At 54.3% G+C, this 25,817-nt stretch carries 24 protein-coding genes; 13 read left to right on the forward strand and 11 right to left on the reverse strand.

What is annotated here, in order from left to right; translation table 11 throughout:
* The first annotated feature begins 27 nt into the window (after window positions 1–27).
* A complete protein-coding gene (locus KZZ10_RS13480) occupies window positions 28–1,158 on the forward strand; it encodes a TGL-type protein-glutamine gamma-glutamyltransferase (protein WP_259662038.1) in 1,131 nt (376 codons plus the stop codon).
* Here the strand turns inward: KZZ10_RS13480 and KZZ10_RS13485 are convergent.
* Window positions 1,155–1,598: a TM2 domain-containing protein gene (locus KZZ10_RS13485; RefSeq protein ID WP_259662039.1), complete on the reverse strand. Its 444-nt coding sequence runs from the start codon at window positions 1,596–1,598 to the stop codon at window positions 1,155–1,157. The two genes, KZZ10_RS13480 and KZZ10_RS13485, sit on opposite strands and share 4 nt — an antisense overlap.
* Window positions 1,599–1,705: 107 nt before the next feature.
* Between KZZ10_RS13485 and KZZ10_RS13490 the strand changes: the two genes are divergently transcribed.
* Genes KZZ10_RS13490 through KZZ10_RS13520 form a run of 7 tightly spaced genes read left to right on the forward strand, consistent with a single transcriptional unit; the run spans window position 1,706 to window position 8,383 of the window.
* Window positions 1,706–2,878, forward strand: coding sequence for an FAD-dependent monooxygenase (locus KZZ10_RS13490; protein WP_259662040.1), 1,173 nt, complete (start codon window positions 1,706–1,708; stop codon window positions 2,876–2,878).
* 46 nt (window positions 2,879–2,924) lie between these two features.
* Window positions 2,925–3,971, forward strand: a complete 1,047-nt coding sequence (dusB, locus tag KZZ10_RS13495) for a tRNA dihydrouridine synthase DusB (RefSeq protein WP_259662041.1) — start codon at window positions 2,925–2,927, stop codon at window positions 3,969–3,971.
* Window positions 3,972–3,992: 21 nt separating this feature from the next.
* On the forward strand, window positions 3,993–4,238 hold the full coding sequence (locus KZZ10_RS13500) for a helix-turn-helix domain-containing protein (RefSeq protein ID WP_259662042.1): 246 nt from the start codon (window positions 3,993–3,995) through the stop codon (window positions 4,236–4,238).
* 7 nt (window positions 4,239–4,245) lie between these two features.
* Window positions 4,246–5,835, forward strand: coding sequence for a bifunctional phosphoribosylaminoimidazolecarboxamide formyltransferase/IMP cyclohydrolase (gene purH / locus KZZ10_RS13505; protein ID WP_259662043.1), 1,590 nt, complete (start codon window positions 4,246–4,248; stop codon window positions 5,833–5,835).
* Window positions 5,836–5,847: 12 nt separating this feature from the next.
* Window positions 5,848–6,399 carry a crossover junction endodeoxyribonuclease RuvC gene (ruvC, locus tag KZZ10_RS13510; RefSeq protein WP_259662044.1) on the forward strand — a complete coding sequence of 184 codons (552 nt, stop codon included), beginning with the start codon at window positions 5,848–5,850 and terminating at the stop codon, window positions 6,397–6,399.
* A 26-nt stretch (window positions 6,400–6,425) separates the two neighbouring features.
* Entirely contained in the window at window positions 6,426–6,998 is a 573-nt protein-coding gene (ruvA, locus tag KZZ10_RS13515) for a Holliday junction branch migration protein RuvA (RefSeq protein WP_259662045.1), read from the forward strand.
* A gap of 53 nt (window positions 6,999–7,051) precedes the next feature.
* Window positions 7,052–8,383: an aspartate aminotransferase family protein gene (locus KZZ10_RS13520; protein WP_259662046.1), complete on the forward strand. Its 1,332-nt coding sequence runs from the start codon at window positions 7,052–7,054 to the stop codon at window positions 8,381–8,383.
* Window positions 8,384–8,397: 14 nt separating this feature from the next.
* On the opposite strand, the gene KZZ10_RS13525 is transcribed toward KZZ10_RS13520, so the two are convergent.
* Genes KZZ10_RS13525 through KZZ10_RS13540 form a run of 4 tightly spaced genes read right to left on the reverse strand, consistent with a single transcriptional unit; the run spans window position 8,398 to window position 12,367 of the window.
* Window positions 8,398–9,375, reverse strand: coding sequence for a tripartite tricarboxylate transporter substrate binding protein (locus KZZ10_RS13525; RefSeq protein ID WP_259662047.1), 978 nt, complete (start codon window positions 9,373–9,375; stop codon window positions 8,398–8,400).
* A gap of 26 nt (window positions 9,376–9,401) precedes the next feature.
* The gene (locus KZZ10_RS13530; protein ID WP_259662048.1) at window positions 9,402–10,421 is read right to left on the reverse strand and encodes an NAD-dependent epimerase/dehydratase family protein; all 1,020 of its coding nucleotides are present in this window, start codon (window positions 10,419–10,421) and stop codon (window positions 9,402–9,404) included.
* 24 nt (window positions 10,422–10,445) lie between these two features.
* Window positions 10,446–11,366 carry a complex I NDUFA9 subunit family protein gene (locus KZZ10_RS13535; RefSeq protein WP_259662049.1) on the reverse strand — a complete coding sequence of 307 codons (921 nt, stop codon included), beginning with the start codon at window positions 11,364–11,366 and terminating at the stop codon, window positions 10,446–10,448.
* A 29-nt stretch (window positions 11,367–11,395) separates the two neighbouring features.
* The gene (locus KZZ10_RS13540; protein ID WP_259662050.1) at window positions 11,396–12,367 is read right to left on the reverse strand and encodes a threo-3-hydroxy-L-aspartate ammonia-lyase; all 972 of its coding nucleotides are present in this window, start codon (window positions 12,365–12,367) and stop codon (window positions 11,396–11,398) included.
* Window positions 12,368–12,465: 98 nt separating this feature from the next.
* Between KZZ10_RS13540 and ruvB the strand changes: the two genes are divergently transcribed.
* Window positions 12,466–13,533 carry a Holliday junction branch migration DNA helicase RuvB gene (gene ruvB / locus KZZ10_RS13545; protein ID WP_259662051.1) on the forward strand — a complete coding sequence of 356 codons (1,068 nt, stop codon included), beginning with the start codon at window positions 12,466–12,468 and terminating at the stop codon, window positions 13,531–13,533.
* A gap of 24 nt (window positions 13,534–13,557) precedes the next feature.
* Here the strand turns inward: ruvB and recQ are convergent, their stop codons facing one another.
* A complete protein-coding gene (gene recQ / locus KZZ10_RS13550) occupies window positions 13,558–15,441 on the reverse strand; it encodes a DNA helicase RecQ (protein WP_259662052.1) in 1,884 nt (627 codons plus the stop codon).
* A 96-nt stretch (window positions 15,442–15,537) separates the two neighbouring features.
* Between recQ and KZZ10_RS13555 the strand changes: the two genes are divergently transcribed.
* The 3 genes from KZZ10_RS13555 to KZZ10_RS13565 all read left to right on the forward strand — a co-directional run bounded on the left by KZZ10_RS13555 (window position 15,538) and on the right by KZZ10_RS13565 (window position 19,585).
* Window positions 15,538–16,239, forward strand: coding sequence for a response regulator (locus KZZ10_RS13555; RefSeq protein ID WP_259662053.1), 702 nt, complete (start codon window positions 15,538–15,540; stop codon window positions 16,237–16,239).
* Window positions 16,236–17,732: an ATP-binding protein gene (locus KZZ10_RS13560; protein WP_259662054.1), complete on the forward strand. Its 1,497-nt coding sequence runs from the start codon at window positions 16,236–16,238 to the stop codon at window positions 17,730–17,732. Before KZZ10_RS13555 ends, KZZ10_RS13560 begins: the two co-directional genes overlap by 4 nt.
* Before the next feature lie 86 nt (window positions 17,733–17,818).
* Entirely contained in the window at window positions 17,819–19,585 is a 1,767-nt protein-coding gene (locus KZZ10_RS13565; RefSeq protein ID WP_259662055.1) for a glutamine--tRNA ligase/YqeY domain fusion protein, read from the forward strand.
* A 24-nt stretch (window positions 19,586–19,609) separates the two neighbouring features.
* Here the strand turns inward: KZZ10_RS13565 and ettA are convergent, their stop codons facing one another.
* A complete protein-coding gene (gene ettA, locus KZZ10_RS13570) occupies window positions 19,610–21,283 on the reverse strand; it encodes an energy-dependent translational throttle protein EttA (protein ID WP_259662056.1) in 1,674 nt (557 codons plus the stop codon).
* 122 nt (window positions 21,284–21,405) lie between these two features.
* Here ettA and KZZ10_RS13575 point away from each other — a divergent pair, with 122 nt between their 5' ends.
* Window positions 21,406–21,912: a hypothetical protein gene (locus KZZ10_RS13575; protein WP_259662057.1), complete on the forward strand. Its 507-nt coding sequence runs from the start codon at window positions 21,406–21,408 to the stop codon at window positions 21,910–21,912.
* A gap of 5 nt (window positions 21,913–21,917) precedes the next feature.
* Here KZZ10_RS13575 and KZZ10_RS13580 read toward each other — a convergent pair whose 3' ends face one another.
* From KZZ10_RS13580 to KZZ10_RS13595, 4 genes are read right to left on the reverse strand one after another with little or no spacing between them, the layout of a single operon-like run.
* The gene (locus tag KZZ10_RS13580; RefSeq protein ID WP_259662058.1) at window positions 21,918–22,928 is read right to left on the reverse strand and encodes an ABC transporter ATP-binding protein; all 1,011 of its coding nucleotides are present in this window, start codon (window positions 22,926–22,928) and stop codon (window positions 21,918–21,920) included.
* Window positions 22,925–23,899 carry an ABC transporter ATP-binding protein gene (locus tag KZZ10_RS13585; RefSeq protein WP_259662059.1) on the reverse strand — a complete coding sequence of 325 codons (975 nt, stop codon included), beginning with the start codon at window positions 23,897–23,899 and terminating at the stop codon, window positions 22,925–22,927. The genes KZZ10_RS13580 and KZZ10_RS13585 overlap by 4 nt, the downstream gene beginning before the upstream one ends.
* Before the next feature lie 8 nt (window positions 23,900–23,907).
* Window positions 23,908–24,822: an ABC transporter permease gene (locus tag KZZ10_RS13590; protein ID WP_259662060.1), complete on the reverse strand. Its 915-nt coding sequence runs from the start codon at window positions 24,820–24,822 to the stop codon at window positions 23,908–23,910.
* Window positions 24,822–25,811: an ABC transporter permease gene (locus KZZ10_RS13595; protein WP_259662061.1), complete on the reverse strand. Its 990-nt coding sequence runs from the start codon at window positions 25,809–25,811 to the stop codon at window positions 24,822–24,824. The genes KZZ10_RS13590 and KZZ10_RS13595 overlap by 1 nt, the downstream gene beginning before the upstream one ends.
* Window positions 25,812–25,817 lie beyond the last annotated feature (6 nt).

Raw genomic sequence — 25,817 nt, forward strand, 5'->3', positions numbered from 1 at the left:
CTGGAATCCTTGGAACAGAGACCTATCATGTTCGATCCCGTTCAATTTGAAACGTTAGGCGGCATTTGTGTTGTCACTCACAGCAAGTCGCACGCAGAAGAAATTAGTCGCGACCTAGGTAAGTGGTGCTCAGACCTGAATATTCGTCAATATCTGGATTCGACGATCTCGCAACATCAGAATCTTTGGGTTGCGCGAATGTATGCGAGCGCCTTACTCAAAGAGAGTGCGCCTAATGCTGACGTTCGCCTCCTTGCGGATAGCTTTGGGTTTTCGACCGAAAGCTCTGACGACGAACTGTTCAAAGAAATCGTATTTTCGAAGGCGCTCAGTCCAGTTGCCTCGAGTTTTCCAAGTATTGAGGAATTTTTCGCAGCCCTGCGAGTGCGCAAAAACATTGCACTCATCGCACGACGCACCGAGTTGTGGTTCAGCATTGACGAAGATACGCGGCCCTCTACGCATTGGCGACAACTCAGTGGAGACGGTTTTGCATTGATCGCCGGTCAGCCGCTTAGCCAAGCGCTGGAGCTCGCACTTTGCCCCGATGCCTCTGGGCAAAGTTACGGCTTCGCCTGTCGGCAAGCTTCTGAGTACCTCATGCTTGCGGGCTTAGCGCAAGAGCTCGAGACGACCAACCCACAACTTCTAGAAACGATCGAGCGCCGCTGGAGTGAACAACCACTCCGAGGTGATACCTTCATTAACGCATTTTTAACTGAGCGTGGCTCTCGCGAACATCCATTTCCAAAACATCATTACGTTCCCGGCAGTCGAGTTTGGTTCAAAAACCCGGATGAGAACTCCACAGATGTGGATGGGTTTGAGGGCTCTTGGGTGGTGTACATGGGCGCCGGAAAGTTTGTGAATCTGTGGGACAAAAAAAGTCCCTACGACATTGAGACAAAATGTTTTGAGGTGTATCACTGGCGCCACTGCGTCGAGCGCACAGACGCTGGCATCTTGCGCATGAATGAAGATCGTGTCAAAGACATGATGGCAGCATCAATGGCTGATCCTGCAGCTAAACATGAGATCTTGCATCAAATGATGGAGTACCGTGCCCCCGTGCGCGTCTACGGTGAAGGTGGCTGTATCGATCTCACCCGTGAACAGGCCCGCTGGGTCTGTCCTCAAACAACCAACATCAGTATTTAGCCTTTTAGATCTAGGCCATCTAGCAACCCAAGCGCGGTCCAAACATAAATCACGACCATCGCAATCCCGAACATGAAGGCGACGGTACCGATCAACAGCGTGAAACTCGCCACCAGCACCGGACCCCAGCCACTCGGCTTGTCTCGCACAAGGCCTGGGTTATACAAAGCGTCGAAGCGCTCATCACGCATCAGGCACAAGACGATTGCCTCGACGAACCCATCTAACGTTGGGATAAATAATAAAAAAAACGCTGGGTTTTCCCACCAAGTCTCGGCAAAACTACAAGCAACCATCAGAGACACGGAAATTAGGGAAACAAGCCAAGCGTAGGGGCGCTTCAAATACCACCAATGTGCGCCTACACAGCCCAAGACTGCGGCCAGAAGCCCAACCGTGACCTTGTTTCGAAATGCAGGCGCTGCTTGCTGAATAGACATAGGACCTGAAAAAAATGAAAATCACTTCCGCGGAATCCGAAGAATAGCCTATCGGCATCTAAGGATTCAACTAAAGACCTTAGTCTGCGCCCACGATAGAATGCGGTATGCCCTCCAATGACTCCACGTGCGAATTCGATGTTGCCATCTTAGGTGGCGGCCCGGTCGGGTCCGCCTTGGCTTTGCTGCTCGCCAAATTGAGCCCCGCACCAGAGCGCATCGTTTTATTACAGTCAGATTCAGCCTCTCGTTATGGCTACGCGCCAGAAACTGACCCTAGAGTCCTAGCGGTCAATCACGGCAGTCGCGTTCTGCTCGAATCGTTGAATGCGTGGCCAGAACGGTGCGCAGACATTCGAACCATTCACGTCTCACAACGTGGTCGGCTTGGAAGCACGCTCATCAAACAGACAGACTTTGGCGTACCGCAGCTAGGTTGCGTGGTGCGATACGGCGCGCTTATCCAACAGCTTACCCATGCGGTTAAGGCAAGCGGTGTCTCCGTGCGCCACGCAGCGACGGCGGAAATCGTTTGTCAACACGCCGCCACCGTAGAGCTCTCGCATGGACAAGACACTCTGCATGCGGCAATCGCTGTGCAGGCAGACGGAGGGAATCCTACCGAAATTCGTCGTACCTATAAACAAATGGCCTTACTCACCAAAGTGCGGGCCAGTATTCCGCGTGCGGGTTGGGCGTTCGAACGGTTTACCCGTGAAGGTCCGTTAGCCGTTTTGCCGCACCCAGAGGCAGCCGATCAACAGTCCGTCGTCTGGTGCTGTACACCCGAGCGCGCCGAACAGCTACACAAGCTCAACCCTAAAGACTTTTCACTGGCGTTGACACAAGCGTTCGGTACACGACTGGGCTCGCTCGAGGTCCAGGATAAGGTGTCTATGTTTCCGCTGGCGTTAAGCGTGCGCGCCACTCCCGTTGATGGCCGCATCATCGCCATTGGTAACGCGGCACAAACGCTTCATCCTGTCGCGGGTCAAGGCCTCAATCTGGGGTTGCGAGACGCAGCAAGCCTGGCCATTGCCTTGCGTGACTGGATGGTGCTCTCGAACCAGCAACCCTCCGCCGCACTCAGGCAATTTTTACAAATGCGTCAACCTGATCGCCAGCTCACCACCAGACTGACAGATTTAATGTCGCGCGTATTCACCTCGGGTTGGCCCGTGGTGGAACATTCCGCCGGACTAGCCTTGCTAGCGATGGATATGCTTCCAGGGCTGCGCGCACCCTTAGCGAGACACCTGTTGCAAGGTTTAAGGCTTTAGTCTTAGGCGAACGCGTCACCACCCCTCAACCGATTACAATTTGCGCATGCAGATCGGTGCGTGGTCCCTTCCCAATAACGTGTTCGTTGCGCCTATGGCTGGCGTAACAGATCGCCCTTTTCGTCAACTTTGCAAAAAGCTTGGTGCTGGCTACGCCGTATCTGAAATGGCCGCAAGTAATCCTCAGTTATGGCAGACGGTGAAGTCCTCGCGCCGACTGAATCATGATGGCGAAATAGACCCGGTTGCCGTGCAGATCGCTGGGGCAGATCCTACGATGATGGCACAGGCTGCTGTCTTCAATATTGGCAAGGGTGCGCGCATTATTGATATCAACATGGGCTGCCCCGTTAAAAAAGTGTGTCACGTCGCTGCTGGCTCAGCACTGCTACGCCACGAGGACTTGGTTGCACGCATTCTTGATACTGTGGTTCAAGCCTGTCTGCCGTACGGTGTGCCCGTTACACTTAAAACGCGCACTGGCTGGAGCCGCGAAGATCGCAATGCACTGCGTATTGGTCAAATCGCCCAAAACGCAGGGATCGCCGCACTGACGCTGCATGGCCGTACGCGTGAAGACCTTTACTTAGGTGAAGCAGAGTACGACACCATCCGAGCGGTAAAGGCAAGCCTCACGATACCTGTTGTCGCGAACGGCGACATCGATAGCCCTGAAAAGGCACGGGATGTTCTCGCCTATACGGGTGCTGACGCTGTGATGATTGGTCGCGCAGCGCAAGGACGGCCTTGGATTTTTCGTGAGATCGCGCACTTTCTGCGTACCGGACACCACCTGGCACCACCGAGCTGGGATGAGATGCGAGACTTACTGCTGACGCACCTTGCGGATCATTACCATTTTTATGGCGAGCGAACCGGCGTGCGCACAGCCCGAAAGCACATTGGGTGGTACGTTGAGGGTCTGCCTGGCGGTCGAACCTTTGCAGACCATATAAACCGTTTAGAAAGCACTGCCGAACAAGCCGCGGCAGTTGAGCGTTGGTTTACTTCCCAAAGCAATGTTTTGCCACACACAGCCCCGTCAAACTGCGACAATGCCACAGACAAAACGCTTCAACAACAGGCCGCCTAAGCGTTAGACAGTCCACACACCATGAAACAATACAATGCCCTGCAAAACTCGGTCCGCGACACGCTAGAACGTTATCTGGCTGACCTCGGTGACACAGATCCAAGTGGTCTGTATGACATGGTGATCCAATGCGTAGAGCGACCAGTATTACAAATTGCGATGCAACACGCAGAGGATAACCAATCAAAAGCTGCTGACATGCTTGGCATGACGCGCAACACGCTTCGCAAGAAACTCCTTTCTCACAAACTACTTTCAGAAAAATAAGCCTGCAATGAAAATTAAAACAGCCTTGCTCTCCGTTTCGGACAAAGACGGTATCGTTGAATTCGCCCAAGCGCTTGCTGCACGCGGTGTGCGACTTCTCTCCACGGGTGGTACCGCCAAACTACTCGCACAGGCTGGACTCAAAGTCACCGAAGTTGCCAAGCACACCGGATCGCCAGAAATTCTTGACGGTCGCGTTAAAACATTGCATCCGAAGATTCATGGTGGCTTGCTAGCGCGTCGCGATAGCGATGAACACATGGCGACGCTCAAAAAACACAAGATCGATCGGATTGATCTACTCGTCGTCAACCTCTACCCTTTTCGCCAAACAGTCGCCAAGCCTGACTGCACCTTTGCCGACGCGGTAGAGAATATTGATATTGGTGGTCCGGCGATGCTACGTGCCGCGGCCAAAAATCACGGCACAGAAGAAGGTGGTGTCACCGTTGTCATCGATCCAGCTGACTACCCTGACGTGCTTAAAGAAATTGATGCACGCGGCTCGACTTCTTTTGGGCTGCGCTTAAAGCTTGCGACCAAGGTCTATGCCCATACCGCTGCCTATGACGGCGCGATCGCGAATTATCTGAGCAGCCTGACCGAGGCCGAACCTAGCCAGGACGCTGTGCCTGCCCGCAGCACGTGGCCAAACGTTCTGACGCTTCAGGTGCATCAGCAACAAGTGTTGCGGTATGGCGAAAATGCGCAGCAACTTTCGGCGTTTTATACCGACCCTAGTCGACCAGTTGGCTTGCTAGGTAACTTTGTTCAGTTACAAGGCAAAGAACTCTCTTATAACAATATCGCAGATTCCGATGCCGCCTGGGATTGTGTGCGCAGCTTCACCTCCCACGCGTGCGTCATCGTCAAACACGCGAACCCTTGCGGCGTCGCTACAGCCGACAGTACGCTTGAGGCCTACAAAAAGGCTTTCAAAACCGACCCCACCTCGGCCTTTGGCGGCATCATTGCATTTAATCGCAAGGTCGATCTTGCGACCGCACAAGCCATCAGCGGACAGTTCGTTGAAGTCCTGCTAGCCCCCGCCTATGACAAGGACGCCCTGGCGCTGCTCGCAGCCAAGAAGAATGTACGCGTGCTGCGCGTTCCGATGGGCACGGGCCAGAACGATATCGATGTCAAACGCGTCGGGGGTGGTTGGCTCATCCAGACACCAGACTCAGGAACGACGGCCGCCAAAGACCTGCGTGTTGTCACAACAAAACAGCCGACGCCACAACAAATGGCAGATCTACTCTTCGCCTGGAAGGTCGCGAAGTTTGTGAAGTCCAATGCAATCGTCTTCTGTGGCGATGGCATGACACTTGGAGTGGGTGCCGGGCAAATGAGCCGAATCGATTCTGCCCGTATTGCGTCCATTAAAGCAGAGAACGCCGGGCTGACATTGAAAGGCTCAGCTGTCGCTTCCGATGCATTTTTCCCCTTCCGCGATGGGCTTGATGTCGTAATCGATGCAGGTGCGACCTGCGTGATTCAACCAGGCGGTAGCATGCGCGACGACGAGGTAATCGCCGCTGCGAATGAGCGCGGCATCGCCATGGTGTTGACCGGCATGCGGCACTTTCGTCATTAACACACTGACTCTATGAGGATTCTTGGCGTTGATCCGGGCTTACGCCGAACTGGTTTCGGTGTCATTGACGTACAAGGCGCCAAGCTATCGTATGTGGCAAGTGGGACCATCGTCGTCCCAACCGATGTGACCCTGCCGCTGCGCTTGAAAGTCATCCTCGATAATTTGCGTCAAATCGTCGAGGACACTAAGCCAGATGTTGCTGCGCTCGAAATCGTTTTCATGAATACGAATCCAGCAAGCACATTGCTACTGGGCCAAGCCCGAGGTGCAGCACTCTGTGCGCTGGCGGATCGGGATCTGGCCGTTCACGAATACACCGCACTACAAATAAAAAAATCGGTCGTCGGTGCGGGCCGTGCGGCGAAAGAGCAAGTTCAAATGATGGTGCAACGGCTATTACGGTTAGACGGCATTCCTGCTCCAGACTCGGCCGATGCACTCGCCTGCGCCATCTGTCATGCCCATATCGCACCACTGACCGAGAAACTTAGTCAAATGAACTACCAAACTCGCACCTCACGTGGCCGTTCACGCGTGCGGGCCGGGCGCTTACTGGGTTAGCTTGCCCATTTACTCAAGGATTCTGGATGATAGGTCGTCTCACCGGTACATTGTTTGAAAAGATGCCTCCGCGTATAGGGCTAGATGTGCAAGGCGTGGGCTACGAGATCGATGTCTCGATGACTACGTTTTACGCACTACCTGAGTTAGGCGCACAGGTCACTCTTCTTACCCACCTCACTGTGCGTGAAGATGCACATATTCTCTATGGCTTCTCTACAGCCGAAGAGCGCGCAACCTTCCGCGAACTCATCAAAGTGAGCGGTATTGGTGCCCGTACCGCGCTCGCAGTCCTGTCGGGCATGTCAGCCACCGAGCTCGCGCAAGCGATCACACTTCAAGAACCCGCTCGCTTAATGCGCGTTCCAGGCATTGGTAAAAAAACGGCCGAACGCCTTCTGCTCGAAATGAAGGGCAAGCTCGGCGCAGATCTAGGCGTACAGCCAACAAGCGTAGCAGGGACTCAGAACGATGTGCTACATGCGCTCACCGCCCTTGGATACTCTGAACGCGAAGCGCTAAGTGCCTTAAAAGGCCTGCCGGATGGTGTGAGCGTCTCGGATGGCATTCGCCTCGCTTTGAAGGGACTATCCCGCTGAGCCAGTCGCACGGACAACTGTTACGGACTTTAATTTTTTGACCGGATTCTAATATGAGCCACATCATTCACCGCTCTCTGCTCAAAACACCGCTAACGGCTGCGCGTGCGCAAGGCATTCATATTTATGATCAGAACAACAAGGCCTACATTGATGCCAGTGGCGGCGCAGCAGTGTCTTGTTTGGGTCATGGGCATCCCGACGTGCTTGCTGCCATGCATGCACAGATCGATCAACATGCCTATGCACACACTGGTTTCTTTACCTCAGACGTTACTGAGAAGCTTGCTAATCATCTGATTCAACACGCACCAAAAGAGCTTGGTAACGTCTACTTCGTCTCAGGCGGCTCCGAAGCGATTGAAGCATCTTTAAAATTAGCGCGGCAATACTATGTCGAGATTGGTCAGCCCGAACGAACAGTCTTTGTCGCAAGACGGCAGAGCTACCACGGCAACACCCTGGGTGCGCTGGCTATTAGCGGCAATGAGCAACGGCGCAAACAGTTTGCCCCCTTACTCATGGACGTACCGCGAGTGGACCCGTGCTATGAATATCGCGACCGTTTGCCTAGCGAGACCCAAGACGCTTATACCGCGCGTCTACTGAAAGAAATAGAAGATGTTTTCGTCTCTACTGGACCAGAAAAAATCATTGCTTTCTGTGCAGAGACCGTGGGCGGTGCGACTGCAGGTGTTCTACCACCCACCCCGGGCTATTTCCGTGGCGTACGAGACCTATGCGACCGTTACGGTATTTTGCTGATTGCTGACGAAGTCATGTGCGGAATGGGGCGAACAGGCACGCTCTATGCTTTTGAGCCCGAAAAAATCGTCCCCGATATTGTCGTCATCGCTAAAGGCTTGGGTGGGGGCTATCAGCCGATCGGCGCTTTTCTAGCGCACAACCGAATTATTGATGCACTACGTCAAAAAAGCGGTAGCTTTCAGCACGGCCACACCTACCTTGGACATCCAGTCGCTTCAGCTGCAGCCCTCGCCGTCCAACAAGTCATTAAACGCGACAACCTACTCGCACAAGTGCGCGCGCGAGGCGAATATCTGACAGGCGCTTTGCAGGCGCGCTTCCGCGATCACCCCTTTGTTGGCGATATTCGCGGGCGCGGACTTTTTATGGCACTTGAGCTTGTACAGGACCGTGTGTCAAAAGCACCTTTTGACCATCGCAACAAACTACACGCAGTCGTTAAATCACAAGCCTTCGAGAACGGCCTGTTGGTCTACCCGATGGGCGGAACCATTGACGGTGAGCGAGGCGACCATGTGCTGCTCGCCCCACCATTCATTACCTCTGAGGCCGATTTAGATCGAATCGTTGACTTGCTCGCGCTCTCGATCGACCAGTCAATCAAGAGCTTGGGCTAAGTAGGGCTGCGGTATCAATCGATTTTTGCACCTGAGAGTTGGACGGCCTGCGCCCAGTTCTTTACCTCGGCATCGATTACTTTTTGAAACGCCTCGGGTGTGCTGTTGTTTACTTGCCCTCCCATATCTTGCAGTCGTTGCGTCATGCCAGGCTCGGCAACAATACGTCGGATATCCGCCGAAATTTTTTCACGTAGCGCCACTGGCATCGAAGCTGGACCGTACAACCCAAACCAAGTGGCGGCGGTAAACCCAGGCATCCCCGCCTCAGCGGTGGTTGGCACACCATCGAGCGCAGCGACACGCTCACCATGGGCAAGTGCAATAGCACGCAACTTACCCGTTTTGATATATGGCAAGGCTGCCGACAGTGTCACGAAAGCGATTTGAACCTGACCGCCCATCAAGTCTGTCAACATCGGCGTGTCGCCTTTATAGGGCACGTGCACTAACGGTGTCCCTGTTTTCGCTTTAAACAGTTCACCCGCCAAATGCTGTGGTGTACCGTTGCCGGTGGACGCCATCGTTAAGCCGTTTTTTTGGGCCTTCGCATAATCAATCAATTCCTTCAGCGTCTTCGCCGGAACGGCAGGATTCGTCACTAGCACCAACGGTATGGTAGACACCAAGGTAATCGGCCCAAAGTCCTTAATGGGATCGTAATTAAGCTTGCGGTAGAGGCTCGCGCTAATTGTGTGCGCTGCCGTCGTCATGTAGAGCGTATAGCCATCGCCGGGCGCGCGCGCCAACGCCTCGGCCGCGACGGTGGTTCCCGCTCCAGGCTTATTGGTCACAACCACCTGTTGCTTCCAAGCGGTCGTTAGTTTTTCCGCCAGCATCCGCGCGATCACATCGGTAGCACCACCAGCAGGGTAAGGCACCACGATCGTGACTGCCTTCTCTGGGTAGGCAGCCAAAGCCGTTGCACCATAGACAAAGAATCCAACAAACCAGCCAAGAAGCGCTTTACCGCAAAGCTTACGAATATTCATGTCAATCACCTCTAGGTCTAGTAGTTTTAACTATCCTGCTGCTCACGCCAGGCTAGCAAACGCATCACACCTTCGCGCATTTGCACCACCGGCTTCCAGCCAATCACCTCCCCCGCTTTGTCATGGGGAATATGAAAAGCACCACCCGAAGTCAAACGAACCTTGCCCGGAGGATCCGGACGCACTTCCGGTTTGAGATCGCTCTTGCAATACTCGAGCACAAGCTGAACAAGCTCCCCGGTGGTAATCGGTGCAGGTCCAGACACGTTGACCGCCACGTCGGTCGCAGTGCTCTGCAAGGCAGCCACGTTTGCGCGCGCAACATCGGAGACATGCACAAAGTGTTTGGTATCTTTACCATCGCCGGGTAATACCGGCGCCTGGCCTTTGCGCACAAGGTCGTAAGTCTCCATGATGTATAACGAGTTCGCTGCACGATAGTGCTGACGTTCGCCATACACGGTCGAGTAACGCAACACGACGTAATCCTGTCCTGCGCTTTGATAATAGTGGCGACACAACTGCTCGCCCATGATTTTTGAAGCGCCATACAGAATCGCCGCAGGTGGTGCCCCAACAGAATGAAAGGGTATCTCTTCGGACAGCGCACCTTTGATTCCCGAGCCATAGCCGTACACTGCGTTCGAAGAAGCGAAGATGATTTTTTTAACGCGGTTAACACGGCAAGCTTCTAACATATTCTGCGCACCACGAATATTGACATCAACTGCCTGCCAAGGCGTTTGAGAAAAACCAAGCGTCATGTAGGCCGCCAGATGAATCACGCCATCCACACCTTCGGTTGCAGCAAGCAAATCGGGCAAGCGCATCAGGTCAGCACGCACAATCTTAATGCGTGGCTCATTCTGCAAGTGGGCGATGGCATCCATCGATCCAAAAGAGAAGTTATCTAATAACAGTACCTCACGTGCGCCTTCTTTCAACAGCAAATCGGCCGTATGCGAGCCAACCAAACTGGCCGCCCCCGCAATCAGTATGCGCGAATCTTTGATGTTGAGCGCTTTACCTTGTTTGACAGTCGTCATTGTCTCCAACCCTGTATCTATGTTTTAAGTGGCAGGTGCTAAGTAAATCGGTGCGACAGATTCTAGCGGAGTCGGCACAACGCCGAGCCGCGGATCCATCGGCAACGCTGCGACATTATCTTTTGTCAGCGATGCCAAATTATCACGTGACAATAATGGCTCGCCAGGCAGCAACTCAAAGGCGAACGCCTGTAAGCGACCCAGGCTCATCGGCAAGTTCAGCACCATACGCGGGTGGCCGCTCCAGAGCGCAGCAAGCTTGACCAACTCACCGAGCGTGTAGACACGCGGCCCCGCCAACTCGAACGTTTGATTGAGTGCAAACGGCGCCTTAATCACATTAAGAATCGCATCCGTGACATCGGATACATAGACGGGTTGCATTTTTGCGTAGGCGCCGGCCATGGGCAGTATCGGCAAGTATTTCGCCAACCCAGCAAACATATTCATGAACTGATCTTGCGGCCCAAACACAACCGAGGGTCTAAAAATCGTATAGCTCTCATGCTCGGCGTCTGTATAGGCTTCTTTAATTGCCACTTCGCCTGCTGCTTTTGAGCGTAAATAACCGCTTGGACCCTGCGCATCGGCACCGAGTGCGCTGATGTGGATGAACCGCGGCGTTTCTGCACGACGACAGGCTTGAGCGATACGCTTAGGAAGCTGCACATGAGCGCGATCAAAGTCTGGACCGAAAGGGTCGCCACCGCGACTATGCAAAATGCCGACTAGGTTCACCACCACGTCGCAGCCGCTCACGAGACGATCGAGCGTCGCCTCGTCATGAACATCGGCCTGCATCACCGTGACGGTGGGATGCACCATCAACTCACGTCCTCGTTTGTATTGACGCGTGGGCACATGCACAACATGCCCTTGCGCAACGAGCCGACCCACTAGGTGGCGTCCGATAAAACCAGCACCGCCAATCACGAGTACGCGCATGTCGTCTTACTCCCTTAAACCATCAATACTCAAGACTGAGTCAAAAAGCCTGCATAGGCCGCTAAATCAACGTTTCCACCACTCAAAATCACCCCAACCCGTGCGCCTTTTTCAACAGGCAAGGCACCATGCATCAGCGCTGCCGCGCCTAGGCATCCGGTTGGCTCCACCACTATTTTCATACGTTCGGCAAAAAATTTCATGGTTGCGATCAGTTGTGGATCCGTGACCGTTAAGATATCTTTCACACGCTGTTTAATCACACCAAAAGTCAATTGACCCAAATAGAGCGTCAACGCACCATCCGCAATTGAACGCGGCGGTTCAATACGGATCACCTCACCTTTGCGTAACGACTGCTGACCATCATTGCCCGCCTCAGGTTCGACACCAAATACTTTGCATTTCGGGCTGAGTACGCTTGCTGCCAAGGCACTGCCCGCCAACAGTCCTCCACCGCCCAGGCACACCAACAAATAGTCTAATTCACCCACATCTTCGAGCAACTCCAGTGCGGCCGTTCCCTGACCCGCGATGACGTGCAGATGGTCGTATGGTGGAATGATTGCCATACCCGTTTTTTCTTGAATTTCACGCGCAACGACCTCTCGGTCCTGCTTGTAGCGGTCATAACTAACCACCGTGGCACCGTATTCTTGCGTCGCCGCCTTTTTTGCCGCCGGTGCATCGTGCGGCATGATGATCGTGGTGGCGACACCCAAGAGCTTTCCAGCCAAGGCTATCGCCTGTGCATGGTTGCCCGAAGAATAGGTCAACACGCCTGCGCGGCGTTGTTCGGGCGATAAATTAGCGATCGCATTGTAGCCACCGCGAAATTTGAAGGCGCCCATGCGCTGCAGGTTTTCGCACTTAAAAAATACCTTGGCGCCTGTCAAGCGATCCGCCGTTGCGGAAGTCAATACCGGGGTGCGATGGGCCACGCCCTTCAGGGTCTTGGCGGCGCTCGCAACATCTTCGTAGGTGGGCAACACTAAGGACATAGCTTTCCTCTGATTTCGGGGTAAAAGTGTGGGATAGTGTACGATTGTCTAAGCGTCTTTGTGCGACCCGCGCCCCTAACGGATTTTTTAATCGACACATGGCCATACAGTCCGACTCCCTAAGCTCGCGTGCCGAGGCTTCACGCCTGGTCGCACCCCAAGCCGTTACCCCCAACGAAGAGTCCATCGAACGGGCGTTGCGCCCCCGCGCGCTAGAAGAGTATGTGGGACAGCAGCGCGTGCGCGATCAGCTTCAGATCTTTATTGCTGCCGCGCGAAACCGACAAGAATCACTAGACCATGTGCTGCTCTTTGGTCCACCCGGCCTAGGGAAAACCACGCTGGCCCACATCATTGCGCACGAAATGGGCGTTAATTTGCGCCAAACTTCGGGACCCGTTCTAGAAAGACCCGGCGATCTAGCCGCCTTGCTGACCAATCTAGAACGAAACGACGTGCTGTTTATCGACGAAATACACCGGCTATCCCCCGTTGTAGAAGAAATCCTTTACCCCGCCCTTGAAGACTTCCAGATCGATATTCTGATCGGCGAAGGTCCGGCCGCACGCAGCGTCAAACTCGACCTGCAGCCCTTCACACTTGTCGGTGCCACCACCCGCGCCGGCATGCTCACCAATCCGCTACGCGATCGCTTTGGTATCGTCTCGCGGCTTGAGTTCTATACCCCCGAGGAACTGACCCGTATCGCCACACGCAGTGCTGGGTTACTGCAGGTACCCATCACGCCAGACGGTGCGTCGGAAGTGGCTCGTCGAGCCCGCGGTACGCCCCGCATTGCAAACCGCCTACTGCGCCGCGTCCGCGACTATGCCCAGGTCAAAGCCGACGGCACAATTGATGCAACGGTGGCTAACGCCGCCCTCTCAATGCTTGAGGTCGATCCGCAGGGCCTAGACCTGATGGACCGCAAGCTTCTTGAAGCCATTGTGCACAAATTTGACGGCGGACCTGTTGGCGTCGATAGCCTCGCTGCCGCTATAGGCGAAGAGCGCGACACCATCGAGGATGTGATCGAACCCTATTTGATCCAGCACGGCTACTTGCAGCGTACGCCGCGCGGCCGGATGGCTACACAGACGACGTGGCGACACCTCGGACTGACGCCACCCAAAGCTTCCGCGAGCGATGGCCCCTTGTTTAGCTAGTCGTATCGCGGTTTCAGACGCCGATCAGGCATCCTCAAATGCCTCAATGCAAGCCAGAATCGACTGGCCATAGGACTCGAGCTTGCGCGCACCCACGCCGTTGACGTGCGCCAAAGACTCTAAATCAGTGGGTCGCGCAAGCGCGATTTCCTTGAGTGTTGCATCGTGAAAAATGACATAGGCGGGCACACCATGGCTACGGGCAATCTCAGCTCGCCAAGTGCGCAAGGCCTCAAAAATTGGTTGCACTAAAGCTGGCAAATCGGCACCAACAGACTTGCCGCGCGCAGCTGACGGACGCACAGGTCGATCAGCTTCTCGCCTGAGCATGAGGGTGCGCTCGCCCTTAAGCACCGCCCGACTCGCGTCTGTCAGAGCGAGCGTGCCATAACCTTCTTGATCCACCATTAAAAGTCCGTGCGCGAGCAATTGCCTGAGCACGCTACGCCAGCCCTGCTCTGTAATATCAGGACCAATTCCAAATACGGAAAGTTCCTGGTGATCATGTTCGAGTACGCGAGGAGTTTTTTTACCGCGCAAGACATCAATCAGATGCCCCGCGCCGTAGCGTTGGCCCCGCTCTTTCCAAAGACGGTAGATCGCCGACAACATCTTCTGTGCGGCCACTGTTCCATCCCACGCTTGAGGGGGCGTTAAGCAGTTGTCACAATTACCGCAGGCCGTAATGGTTTGCCCAAAATACTGGAGCAGGCCCACACGCCTGCAAGCGATCGTCTCGCATAGTCCGAGCATCGCGTCTAGTTGACTGCCCAAGCGGCGCCGGAACGCATCGTCGCCCGTCGATTCATCGATCATGCGGCGCTGCTGCACGACATCCTGTAAACCATAAGCAAGCCAAGCCGTTGCTGGCAGACCGTCTCGTCCAGCTCGGCCGGTTTCTTGGTAATAGCCTTCAACAGACTTCGGCATATCGATATGCGCCACAAAACGGACATCTGGCTTATCGATACCCATTCCAAAGGCAATCGTTGCCACCATCACCAAGCCATCTTCGCGTAAAAACCGTGATTGATTTTGTGCGCGCACGGCTGTACCTAACCCGGCGTGATAGGGCAATGCCTGTATGCCCTGCGTGCATAAATAGGCCGCGGTATCGTCCACTTTGTTGCGAGACAAACAATACACAATGCCAGAATCCCCGCGATGCTCCTCGCGTAGCAACTGCAGCAGCTGTTTGCGGACATCCTGCTTTTCAACAATGTGATAGCGGACGTTGGGTCGGTCAAAGCTGGCAACAAAGTGACTTGCCTGTGTTAACGCTAAACGATCGACGATCTCGCGTCGCGTGACATCCGTCGCGGTCGCCGTCAGTGCAATACGCGGCACGTTTGGCCAGCGCTCGTGCAGCATCGACAACCCAAGGTATTCAGGACGGAAATCATGTCCCCACTGGGAGACGCAATGCGCCTCGTCAATCGCAAACAACGCAATCTGACCACGCTCAAGCAACTGCATACAACGATCAGTTAGGAGGCGTTCGGGCGCCACATACAACAGGTCATACTCACCGCGCAGAAACGCTTGCTCGACGTCCCGCGATACCTGCCAGTCCTGGGTTGAATTAAGGTAGGCTGCGCGAACGCCGAGCTCAGTCAGGGCGTCTACCTGGTCTTGCATCAGCGCAATTAAGGGCGAGATAACGATACCCGTTCCTGGGCGCACAAGAGCAGGCACTTGGTAGCAGAGGGACTTTCCCCCTCCGGTTGGCATTAAAACGAGTGCGTCTCCGCCCTCAATGACATGTTCGACAATGGCTGCTTGATCACCCCGAAAGGATTCATAGCCAAAGACGCTTGCCAGCACGCGCCGCGCACTTTTATTTGAGGAAACTCCTCCTGCGTCCACAGAAGGGGCGACATCGACCGTAGCGGTCTGCGACTTAGACATAAAAAAACATGAGCAACGGCATGACTGGATTGTAGTGGATACACTTGCTCAAACGGGCAAGACGCTGCACACTATACGAAAAGGGAATTGCAAACCATGTCCGAGGTGCGTACCAAAATTTTGGTGGTAGACGACGATCCGGCACTTCGCCAGTTACTTGCCGACTACCTCAACAAGCACGGCTTTGATACCTTGCTTGCGCCGGACGCACGCAATCTTGACACCTTAATTCAACGTTTTACCCCTGCACTGCTCGTCTTGGATCGCATGATGCCAGGTGGTGACGGGGCTGAAGCACTGCGCACCCTTCGGGCACAAGGCGAAGATGTTCCGGTGATTCTCCTGACGGCACGCGACGAGTCAGTCGATCGCATCATTGGACTCGAAGCAGGTGCGGACGACTACGTTGGAAAACCCTTTGATCCGCGAGAGTTACTCGCCCGCATTCAAGCCGTCTTGCGACGCAAAGTCAGCTCGCACGCACATAAACGCAACGCGCCCATCACGTTTGGCGACTTTACCTTTGACCCAGTCATGCGCCAGTTGCGCAAGCATGGTCAAACCGTCAAGCTCACCGGCGGTGAAATAAATCTGCTGGAGGCCCTTTTGCAAAGTGCGGGTAAGCCATTGTCTCGCGAGCGGCTCATGACGCTTGCACGCGATGATGAGGCGGGCGAGCGAAGCGATCGCGCGATTGATATCGCCATCCTCCGTCTGCGACGAGTGCTCGAAGACGACCCTAAACAGCCTCGCTGGATTCAGACGGTCTGGGGCACGGGCTACCGCTTTTCACCTTGAAAAACACCTTCTCACTCGGACCACAATCTCTGCGCGCTCGCCTGATCGCGCTGCTGCTTGCGAGCGTTCTGGCAGGGCAAGTCGCGACGCTATACCTCGTGTCGCAATATCAACGCAATCATGCACAAACGGTCGCGTTAGACCTCATCGCCACAACTATTCGAGCGCTGCATTTCTCGATGGAGCACGCAGCTCCTGCCGATCGCGCCGAATTCGTGCGCCAAGCCTCGGAAGGCCAATGGCGGTTATGGACCCGCCCACTTCCAAATGATGTAAGACTTCTGCGTCGGCCGACTCCGGCGAGCACGGAGTCGGTACGGATTCAATCTGCCCAAGAGAGACAGGCGAATACTCAGTCAAGCACACGCCGGCTAACCAACCGTGCGCCAGACGATTCGGCTTCGCGTCCAAACGATAGTGCCCAGGGTGAACGCGCCACGAGTGCGAGCGACCGAAGCATCAACAGCTTATTGGAAAGTCTTAACGAGCGTCTAAGCGGTGATAGCCGTATCGCCGTATCGTACGGGCAGCCACCGGAGCTTTACATCTCCCTTCCGCAATTTACCGAACCGGTGCCCGGACGCCTGCGCGACTGGCTTGTGATCCCCCTTGAGCAGCTCAAGCCACCACTGGCGAGCTCACTTATTGCTTATTGGCTCATGGGCCTGCTGGTCATCATGCTCGTGGGTGTGCTGTTTTCGTGGCATATCACCAGACCTATTACGCGCCTCATGCAAGCCACAGACAAGCTAGCAGCCGGCACGCCAGCACCCGTGGACCCAACCGGGCCCACTGAGCTGAGGGTGTTGGGCGAACGCTTTAACGCCATGCTAGCGGCACTGCGCGCTTCAGAGTCGACAAAACGCACGCTGCTAGCAGGCCTGCCGCACGACTTGAAAGCACCGCTTTCACGCATGTGGCTGCGGGTCGAAATGTCAGAAGAGCCGACCCTAAAAGAAGGGATGCGAAGCGACTTGCAAGATATGCAACACATCGTCGACCAGTTTGTTCACTATCTACGAGGGACCGACCTCGGGTCCTACCGCTTCACCATATTCTCGTTGGATCAATGGCTACGTGAACGTATTAGGAACTGGCAGCAAACCGGTCAGACCATTGTGCTTGAGGGTCCGCCCGCGCGGGCCTCCATTCACGCTGACCAGGTAGCACTTTCTCGCCTGTTGGACAACCTGATTGGAAACGCCCTACATCACGGCGCCCCGCCAGTGCATATCAGCCTAAGAACAGAGGGGCTAATCGCCGCACTGACGGTGTCCGATCACGGCCAAGGCATTCCCCAAGCGCTTCGCGCGGAGGCACTTAAGCCGTTTGTTCGGCTCGATGAGGCCCGCACCCGCTCAGGTAATGTCGGTCTTGGGCTTTCGCTGGTTGACTCAATTGTGCTTGCACACGCAGGCACGCTGACTCTGGATCAGAGCCCAGCGGGCGGGCTGCAAGTCAAGGTTAGACTGCCCATTCTGGCTAGGGACTAAACCGCCGCTTGGGCTGTTCCAAGTCGGATCGCGTCTGTCGTGGCAAAATGTATCTTTAATGCCCCAATTTCCCACTAAAAACCGGTATGACCCAAGAATCCTCCGCCCCCGTTACAACGAATTTTCTACGCAACATTATCGATGCCGATCTCGCTGCCAGAAAGTTTGAAGGAAAGCGTTGGGCGGGTGGTCCTGGGCCCGCCTCTGTGCAGGCCAGCGGGGAAGTTGACCTTGCGCGTATCCGCACGCGCTTCCCTCCGGAGCCCAATGGCTATCTGCACATCGGTCATGCAAAAAGTATTTGCTTAAACTTCGGATTAGCGCGTGACTATGGTGGCGTGTGTCATCTGCGCTTTGACGACACGAATCCAGAAAAAGAAGAACAAGAGTACGTCGATGCAATCATCGATGCCGTGAAATGGCTAGGTTTTGATTGGAAATCTGGTAACAGCGAGCACCTGTTCTTTGCCAGTAGTTATTTTGCGACGATGTATGCCTGTGCTGAGGCTCTAATCCTGGCTGGTCATGCGTATGTTGACGAGCAAAGCCCAGAAGAAATGCGCTTAATGCGCGGCACGCTAACTGAGCCCGGGAAAAACTCTCCCTTCAGAGGCCGTCCCGCGCAGGAATCCTTGCAGATGCTGCAGGACATGCGCGCTGGTAAATATGCCGATGGCAGTATGGCTCTGCGGGCACGCATCGACATGGCCTCCCCTAACATCAACTTGCGCGATCCCGTGCTCTATCGCATTCGCCACGCCACGCACCACCGTACGGGTAACGATTGGTGTATCTACCCAATGTATGCCTTCGCGCACCCCATCGAAGACGCGCTAGAGGGCATCACCCACAGTATTTGCACACTCGAATTTGAAGACCAGCGCCCGTTTTACGATTGGACACTAAATAGACTACAAGAGCTTGGACTGTTCGCTAAGCCTCTACCTCATCAGTACGAGTTTGCACGCTTGAACATGAGCTACATCGTCACCAGCAAACGTAAGCTCCTGCAGCTTGTCAAAGATGGCCACGTCAATGGCTGGGATGATCCCCGTATGCCGACCATTGCAGGCTTGCGCCGCAGGGGCTACACGGCCTCTGCGTTGCGTTTGTTCTGCGAACGCACGGGCGTTTCAAAGTCCAACTCGCGTATAGACTACAGCTTGCTTGATCAAGCCCTGCGAGAAGATCAAGACCCGATCGCGCTTCGCTCGGTGGCGATCCTCGACCCCTTAAAGCTCGTCATCACAAACTTCCCTGCAGACCATGTGGAGCCCTGCCATGCGCCGCGTAATCCACATGCGTCGGAGGCGGGAATGCGTGAGTTTGGGTTGAGCCGAGAGGTATGGATTGAACGGGAAGACTTTGCTGAAGTCCCGCCAAAGAAATACTTTAGGTTATTCCCTGGCAATAGCGTTCGTTTGAAATACGGTTACGTGGTGACCTGCACGGGTTGTGTCAAGGATGCGGAAGGCAACGTCATTGAAGTCCACGCCGAGTACAACCCAGACACCAAGAGCGGTACGCCAGGATCTGATGCCGTTAAAGTCAAAGGTAATGTCACTTGGATCAGCACGGCACAAGCCGTGTCCGCAGAAATCCGACTTTACGACCGACTATTTTCAGAACCATTCCCAGACGCGGGTGACAGTGATTTTCTCAACTGTCTGAATCCGCATTCTGTGCAAGTGGTCAAGGCTTTCCTCGAGCCCGGCACAGCACTCGTACCTGGCGTTGTCACGCAGTTCGAGCGCTTGGGCTACTTTGTGGTCGATCCAATCGATTCAACGCCAAACGCACCTGTCTTTAATCGTGTCACCACGCTTAAAGACACCTGGGCCGCAGCAAGCTAAGCCGCTGCGGATGAGTGGCTTAGCTTATCTCAGCGCCTTATAACGAATACGTTTAGGCGCTGCGCCTGCTTCGCCTAAACGTCGCTTTTTATCCGCCTCGTACTCTTGATAGTTACCATCAAAGAAGACCACTTGCGAATCGCCTTCGAAGGCGAGAATGTGTGTCGCAATACGATCAAGGAACCAACGGTCATGGCTAATCACCATGATCGAGCCCGCGAACTCAAGCAACGCATCTTCAAGCGCGCGCAAGGTTTCGACGTCCAAATCGTTTGATGGCTCGTCCAGCAATAAAACGTTACCGCCAGTAATAAGCGTTTTTGCCAGGTGCAGACGACCACGCTCACCACCCGATAACTGGCCAACCTGTTTGCCTTGGTCAGCACCCTTGAAGTTAAAGCGCCCCAAGTAGGCACGCGCCGGCATTTCAAAACGCCCAACCGTTAAGATGTCTGCACCATCCGCGATCGAATCAAAGACCGTTTTGGCGTCAGGCAACGAGTCTCGAGACTGATCAACGAAGGCGATCTTGACCGTCTGACCAATCTTGACCTCACCACTATCGGGTGTATCTTTACCCGCGATCATACGAAAGAGGGTCGATTTACCCGCACCGTTTGGACCAATGATGCCAACGATCGCACCCGGTGGTACGCGAAAGCTCACGTTATCCAATAACAATTTATCGCCGAACGCTTTTGAGACATTCACAAACTCGATCGCGTCGTTACCTAAGCGCTCTGCCACTGGAATAAAAATCTCCTGGGTCTCGTTACGCTTCTGATATTCATGCGAAGACAGCTCTTCAAACCGCGTCATGCGTGCTTTAGCCTTAGCTTGACGGCCTTTCGCATTCTGACGCACCCATTCAAGTTCTTTCTTGATGGTCTTTTGTCGGGCTGATTCGCTCGACTCTTCCTGCTTAAGGCGATCATTTTTTTGTTCAAGCCACGAGCTGTAATTGCCCTTCCAAGGGATCCCATGCCCGCGGTCCAGTTCCAGAATCCACTCTGCTGCGTTATCCAGGAAGTAGCGGTCGTGCGTCACGCCAACGACCGTGCCTGGGAACTTCGCCAGAAATTGCTCAAGCCACTCAACACTTTCCGCATCGAGGTGGTTAGTGGGCTCGTCAAGTAACAACATATCTGGCTTGGACAGCAACAGACGACATAGCGCGACACGGCGTTTTTCACCGCCCGAGAGCTTGCCAACGTTCGCATCCCAAGGCGGCAGACGCAACGCATCGGCTGCGATCTCCATCTGCGTTTCCATGTCGTCCGAACCACTCGAGGCTGCAGCCGCAATGACGGCTTCAAGCTCAGCCTGTTCCGCCGCAAGCTTATCAAAATCGGCATCAGGCTCGGCATAGGCCGCGTAAACCTCGTCGAGCCGTTTTTTTGCAGCCATGACTGCACCTAAACCCTCTTCGACAGCCTGGCGTACCGTATGCTCTGCATTAAGCTTTGGCTCTTGCTCGAGGTAGCCAATATTGAGGCCCGGCATTGGCACGGCTTCACCTTCAATCTCCTTGTCCACACCGGCCATAATTTTAAGCAGCGTCGACTTACCAGAACCATTGAGTCCCAGAACGCCAATTTTGGCACCTGGAAAAAACGACAGGGAGATATCCCGCAGGATTTGGCGCTTGGGTGGAACCACTTTGCCCACGCGATGCATGGTGTATACGTATTGAGCCATAAGTCCAACAATGAATAGAACAGAGATGTCCTATTGTAGAGCTTAGGCAGCCGCTTCGGACCACTCCGCAGTGATCAAAAGGCTATGATGACGGCTGTGATCTCTAAATTTTGAATCAAATAATGACGACCCCTGACCACGCACTACGTTTTACCGAACAAGAACTGTCCATGCTGGGTAAAACAGCTGATGGCCTGAGTGCTTACATGGGCAAATCGGTACTTGCTGAAATAGGGATGGACGACGACGCAGAGTGGGTGATTTTTGCAATTCCGCTTGGCGTAGATGAGACCCCCGACGAAAAGGCCACGCAGGTCCAGATGGGCGGTCCAGGCGCACGCTTTGTCGGCAATCGCGGCGGGTTGGACCTGGATACGGAAGTCTATGACTGCCAGTATCTTTGGGCGGTTCAAATCACAGACGATCCCGACGCGCGCTTCGTCAGACTAGACCAGAACGGCGACGAGTTCGACTACGCGATGGAGCTTGCCGAGCTACTGCCTTTTGATTTAACAGATGACGCCCTGCCAGATCCTGATCTAGAACTGCTCGAGGAGCTTGAGGAGGATGATGACTCCGATCAGAGCGAGCAGGCGGACGACCCACCTAGGCCGCCCTCCATTCACTAAAGCCGTTAGCCGCTAATCTGCATTGGCCAGCCTTGGGTCACCCCATGGCAGGCAATCTCGACACCCTTGAAGTTCTGCGTGACAGGGGACTCTGTCTTACAAAGATCACGGACAAACGGACAGCGGGGGTGGAACGTACACCCCGAGGGTGGATTGAGCGGGTTGGGCACTTCACCAGCTACTGGTGTACGAGACGCACCTTGTCCCGTCATATCAGGAATCGCGGACAACAGCATTCGTGTGTAGGGATGTTTAGGATCGGCAAACAACGTATCTCGATCTGCGATTTCAACAATACGACCTAGATACATCACGCCCACTCGATCCGCCACATGATGTACGACGGCAAGGTTATGGGAAATGAATAGATAGGTCAGTCCAAGATTGCGTTGTAAGTCCTTCATGATATTCAAAACCTGCGCCTGAACCGAAACATCGAGCGCGGAGGTCGGCTCATCACACACCAAAAACTCTGGGTTCACCGCCAGCGCACGTGCAATTGAAATACGTTGCCGTTGGCCGCCTGAGAACTGATGTGGAAATCTACTTTTATCCGAGGGGTGTAAACCAACTTGCGTCAACAATGCGTCTACCCGCGCTTCACGTTCAGCAGGGGTGAGCGTCGTATGCGCAAGGATCGGTTCGGCAATAATTCGTCCCACGCGCCAGCGCGGATTCAGACTCGCATAGGGATCTTGGAAAATCATCTGTAAGCGCTTGCGCAACGCCAGGCCATTGCGCCCCTGCATGTTTGACAGCGGCTGCCCATCAAACAAAATACTTCCTTGTGTCAGTGGATACAAACCCACCAGCAGACGGGCAATGGTGGACTTGCCACAGCCAGACTCACCAACCAAAGCCAAGGTCTCTCCTTTGCGAATCGTGAAGGACACACCATCGACCGCACGCAAGAGTGTGCGAGGCTTACGCGACAACACCCGCTCTAACCAAGGTGCCGACACATCAAACCAACGCGCAGCATCTTTAACTTCTACCAACGCTCGCTGAGTCGTCATACAACCTCCTGAGCAGGATGAAGCCAACAAGCCGCTTGAGAAGTTCCCAGTTGCTGCAATTCAGGGCGTTCGGCCCGACAACGATCCATCACTTTAGGACAACGAGGATTAAAGGCACAACCAGCCGGAATCGCCGTCAGTCTAGGCATGCTGCCATCAATCTGAACCAAACGTTCAACATGCTGATGAATCGAAGGGATAGAGCCCATCAACCCGACAGAATAGGGATGGCGGGGCGCATGAATCACATCGCGCACTTTACCGATCTCGGCGACGCGACCCGCGTACATGACGACGACGCGATCTGCGGTCTCAGCAATGACGCCCATGTCATGGGTAATCAGCATCACGGCCGCACCTTGTTCGCGACACATCTTTTTTAGCAGCTCAATGATCTGCGCTTGGATCGACACGTCAAGCGCCGTCGTCGGCTCATCCGCAACAATCAGCTTCGGCTGGGCAGCCAAAGCCAACGCAATCACCACGCGCTGACGCATTCCACCCGAAAACTGATGAGGATAGTGATCGATGCGTTCACGCGCCGCCGGTATGCCGGTTGCTTCCAATAATTCAATGGCACGGTTACGCGCTTGCGTCCAAGTCATTGGCAAGTGCGTGACGATCGTCTCTGCGATCTGGTGACCAACGGTGTATAGCGGATTCAGGGATGTGAGCGGATCCTGAAAAATCGCTCCGATTTCACGTCCACGAATACGGCGCATGTCCTCGTCAGAAAGCTGATCAATGCGCCGACCCTCCAGCAGTATTTGACCCCCCGAAATACGACCTGGAGGTTCAAGCAAGCCAATAATTGCGGCACCGGTCAAGGATTTTCCTGCCCCCGACTCGCCAACCACACCGACTACTTCACCGGCAGCGATCGAGAACGACACCTCATTCAAAGCTTTGAGCGTGCCGCGACGTGTTGGAAACTCAACACTCAGTTCTTTAATTTCTAGAATATTCGACATGGGTGTCCTCAACTCAAACGGGGATTCAAGGCGTCACGAAGCCAATCCCCTAATAGGTTGACAGACAGCACTAACAGCACCAGGGCCGCACCAGGAAAAATCGTGATCCACCATTCCCCGGAAAAAAGGAAATCATTTCCAATCCGGATGAGCGTACCTAAGGACGGGGAAGTGGGCGGCACACCCACACCCAAGAATGAAAGCGTCGCCTCGGTGATAATCGCAGTTGCCAAGTGCACCGTCGCCAAAACGAGCACCGGTCCCAACACATTCGGCAACACATGGCGAAACATAATAACGGGCGACGAAATGCCAATGACCCGGGCCGCCTGCACATATTCGCGATTCTTCTCAACCAAAGTAGAGCCACGCACCGTACGTGCATACTGCGGCCAACCCGCCAGCGCAATCGCTCCTACCAACACGGGAAAAGCAATCACCTCATGCATATCGCCTGGAACAACGGCCCGCGCAACACCATCGATCAACAAGGCAATCAAGATTGCTGGAAACGACAGTTGCACATCGGCAACGCGCATAATTAACGCGTCAATGCGACCACCTGCGTAACCAGAAATCAATCCGAGAACGATGCCCAAAGACATCGCACCAGCCACTGCAGCCAAACCAATCAATAACGACACCTTGGTGCCATACATCAGCGCTGAAAGCATGTCGCGCCCTTGGCTGTCGGTCCCGAGCAAATACTTTGTCGTGCCGTCAGACAGCCAAACCGGCGGCTTGAGCGCATCAAGTAAGTCAATCGTTGCCAGATCGAAGGGGTTATGCGGTGCGATCCAGGGCGCACCAAAAGCCGCCACCAATAAGGTGATCAACAAAAACGTTGCTAACATCGCAACCGGCGTGTGACGCCAGGACCAAGCCAGATCCCCATCCCAAAAACGTGCAAGTGCTGCGCGCATTAGTGACCCCCGCCTGATTTACCTAAACCTACACGCAAACGCGGGTCGACGGCAAAGTAGAGAAGATCAACGGTCAAATTAATCACAACAAAAATCAAAGATATCAAACAAAGATAAGCCGCCATCACTGGAATATCGGCGAACTGAACAGCCTGAATAAAGAGCAAGCCCATCCCCGGCCACTGGAAGACAGTTTCAGTCACGATCGCGAACGCAATAATGCCACCCAATTGCAGGCCCATGATTGTGATCACTGGGACTAGCGTATTTTTTAAGGCATGACCGAAATGAATGGCACGCTTCGTTAAACCACGTGCGCGTGCAAACTTAATGTAATCAGCACGTAGCACTTCGAGCATTTCAGAACGCACGAGTCGCATCACCAGAGCCACTTGAAAAAGCGAAAGCGTGACAGCGGGCAGAATTAAATGGTGCCAACCACTTGCGGTGAACAAGCCGGTGGACCACCAGCCAAGACGAATTGTGTCCCCGCGCCCGTAGCTGGGCAACCATCCAAGCTGTACAGAAAAAATCAGAATTAACAAAATGCCAATCAGGAAGGTCGGCAACGACACACCAAACAGGGAGAAGGCCAACAGCGCTTGGGATAGCTTGCCATGACGCTTGAGTGCGGTATACACACCCAGCGGAACTCCAACCACCAACGCAATCAATGCAGCTGCAATTGACAACTCAAGCGTAGCGGGCAAACGCTCACGCAGCAAAAGCGACACCTTTTGACCTTGACGTAGAGACAATCCAAAATCGCCTTGTATTGCATTGGTAAGAAAGTGATAGAACTGCACAACAACCGGATCATTAAGCCCAAGAGACTGACGCAGCTGTTCGCGCTCGGCCGGCGTGCCCTCCTGGCCCAGCATGATCATGACTGGATCACCGACATATTGAAACAAGATGAACGCCAGCAGTGCAACTGCCAACATGACGCCAACGGCTTGGATTAACCGGCGCAAAATAAAAGCAAACATGGATTC

Source organism: Zwartia hollandica, from assembly GCF_019923725.1.
Lineage (GTDB): Bacteria > Pseudomonadota > Gammaproteobacteria > Burkholderiales > Burkholderiaceae_B > Zwartia > Zwartia hollandica.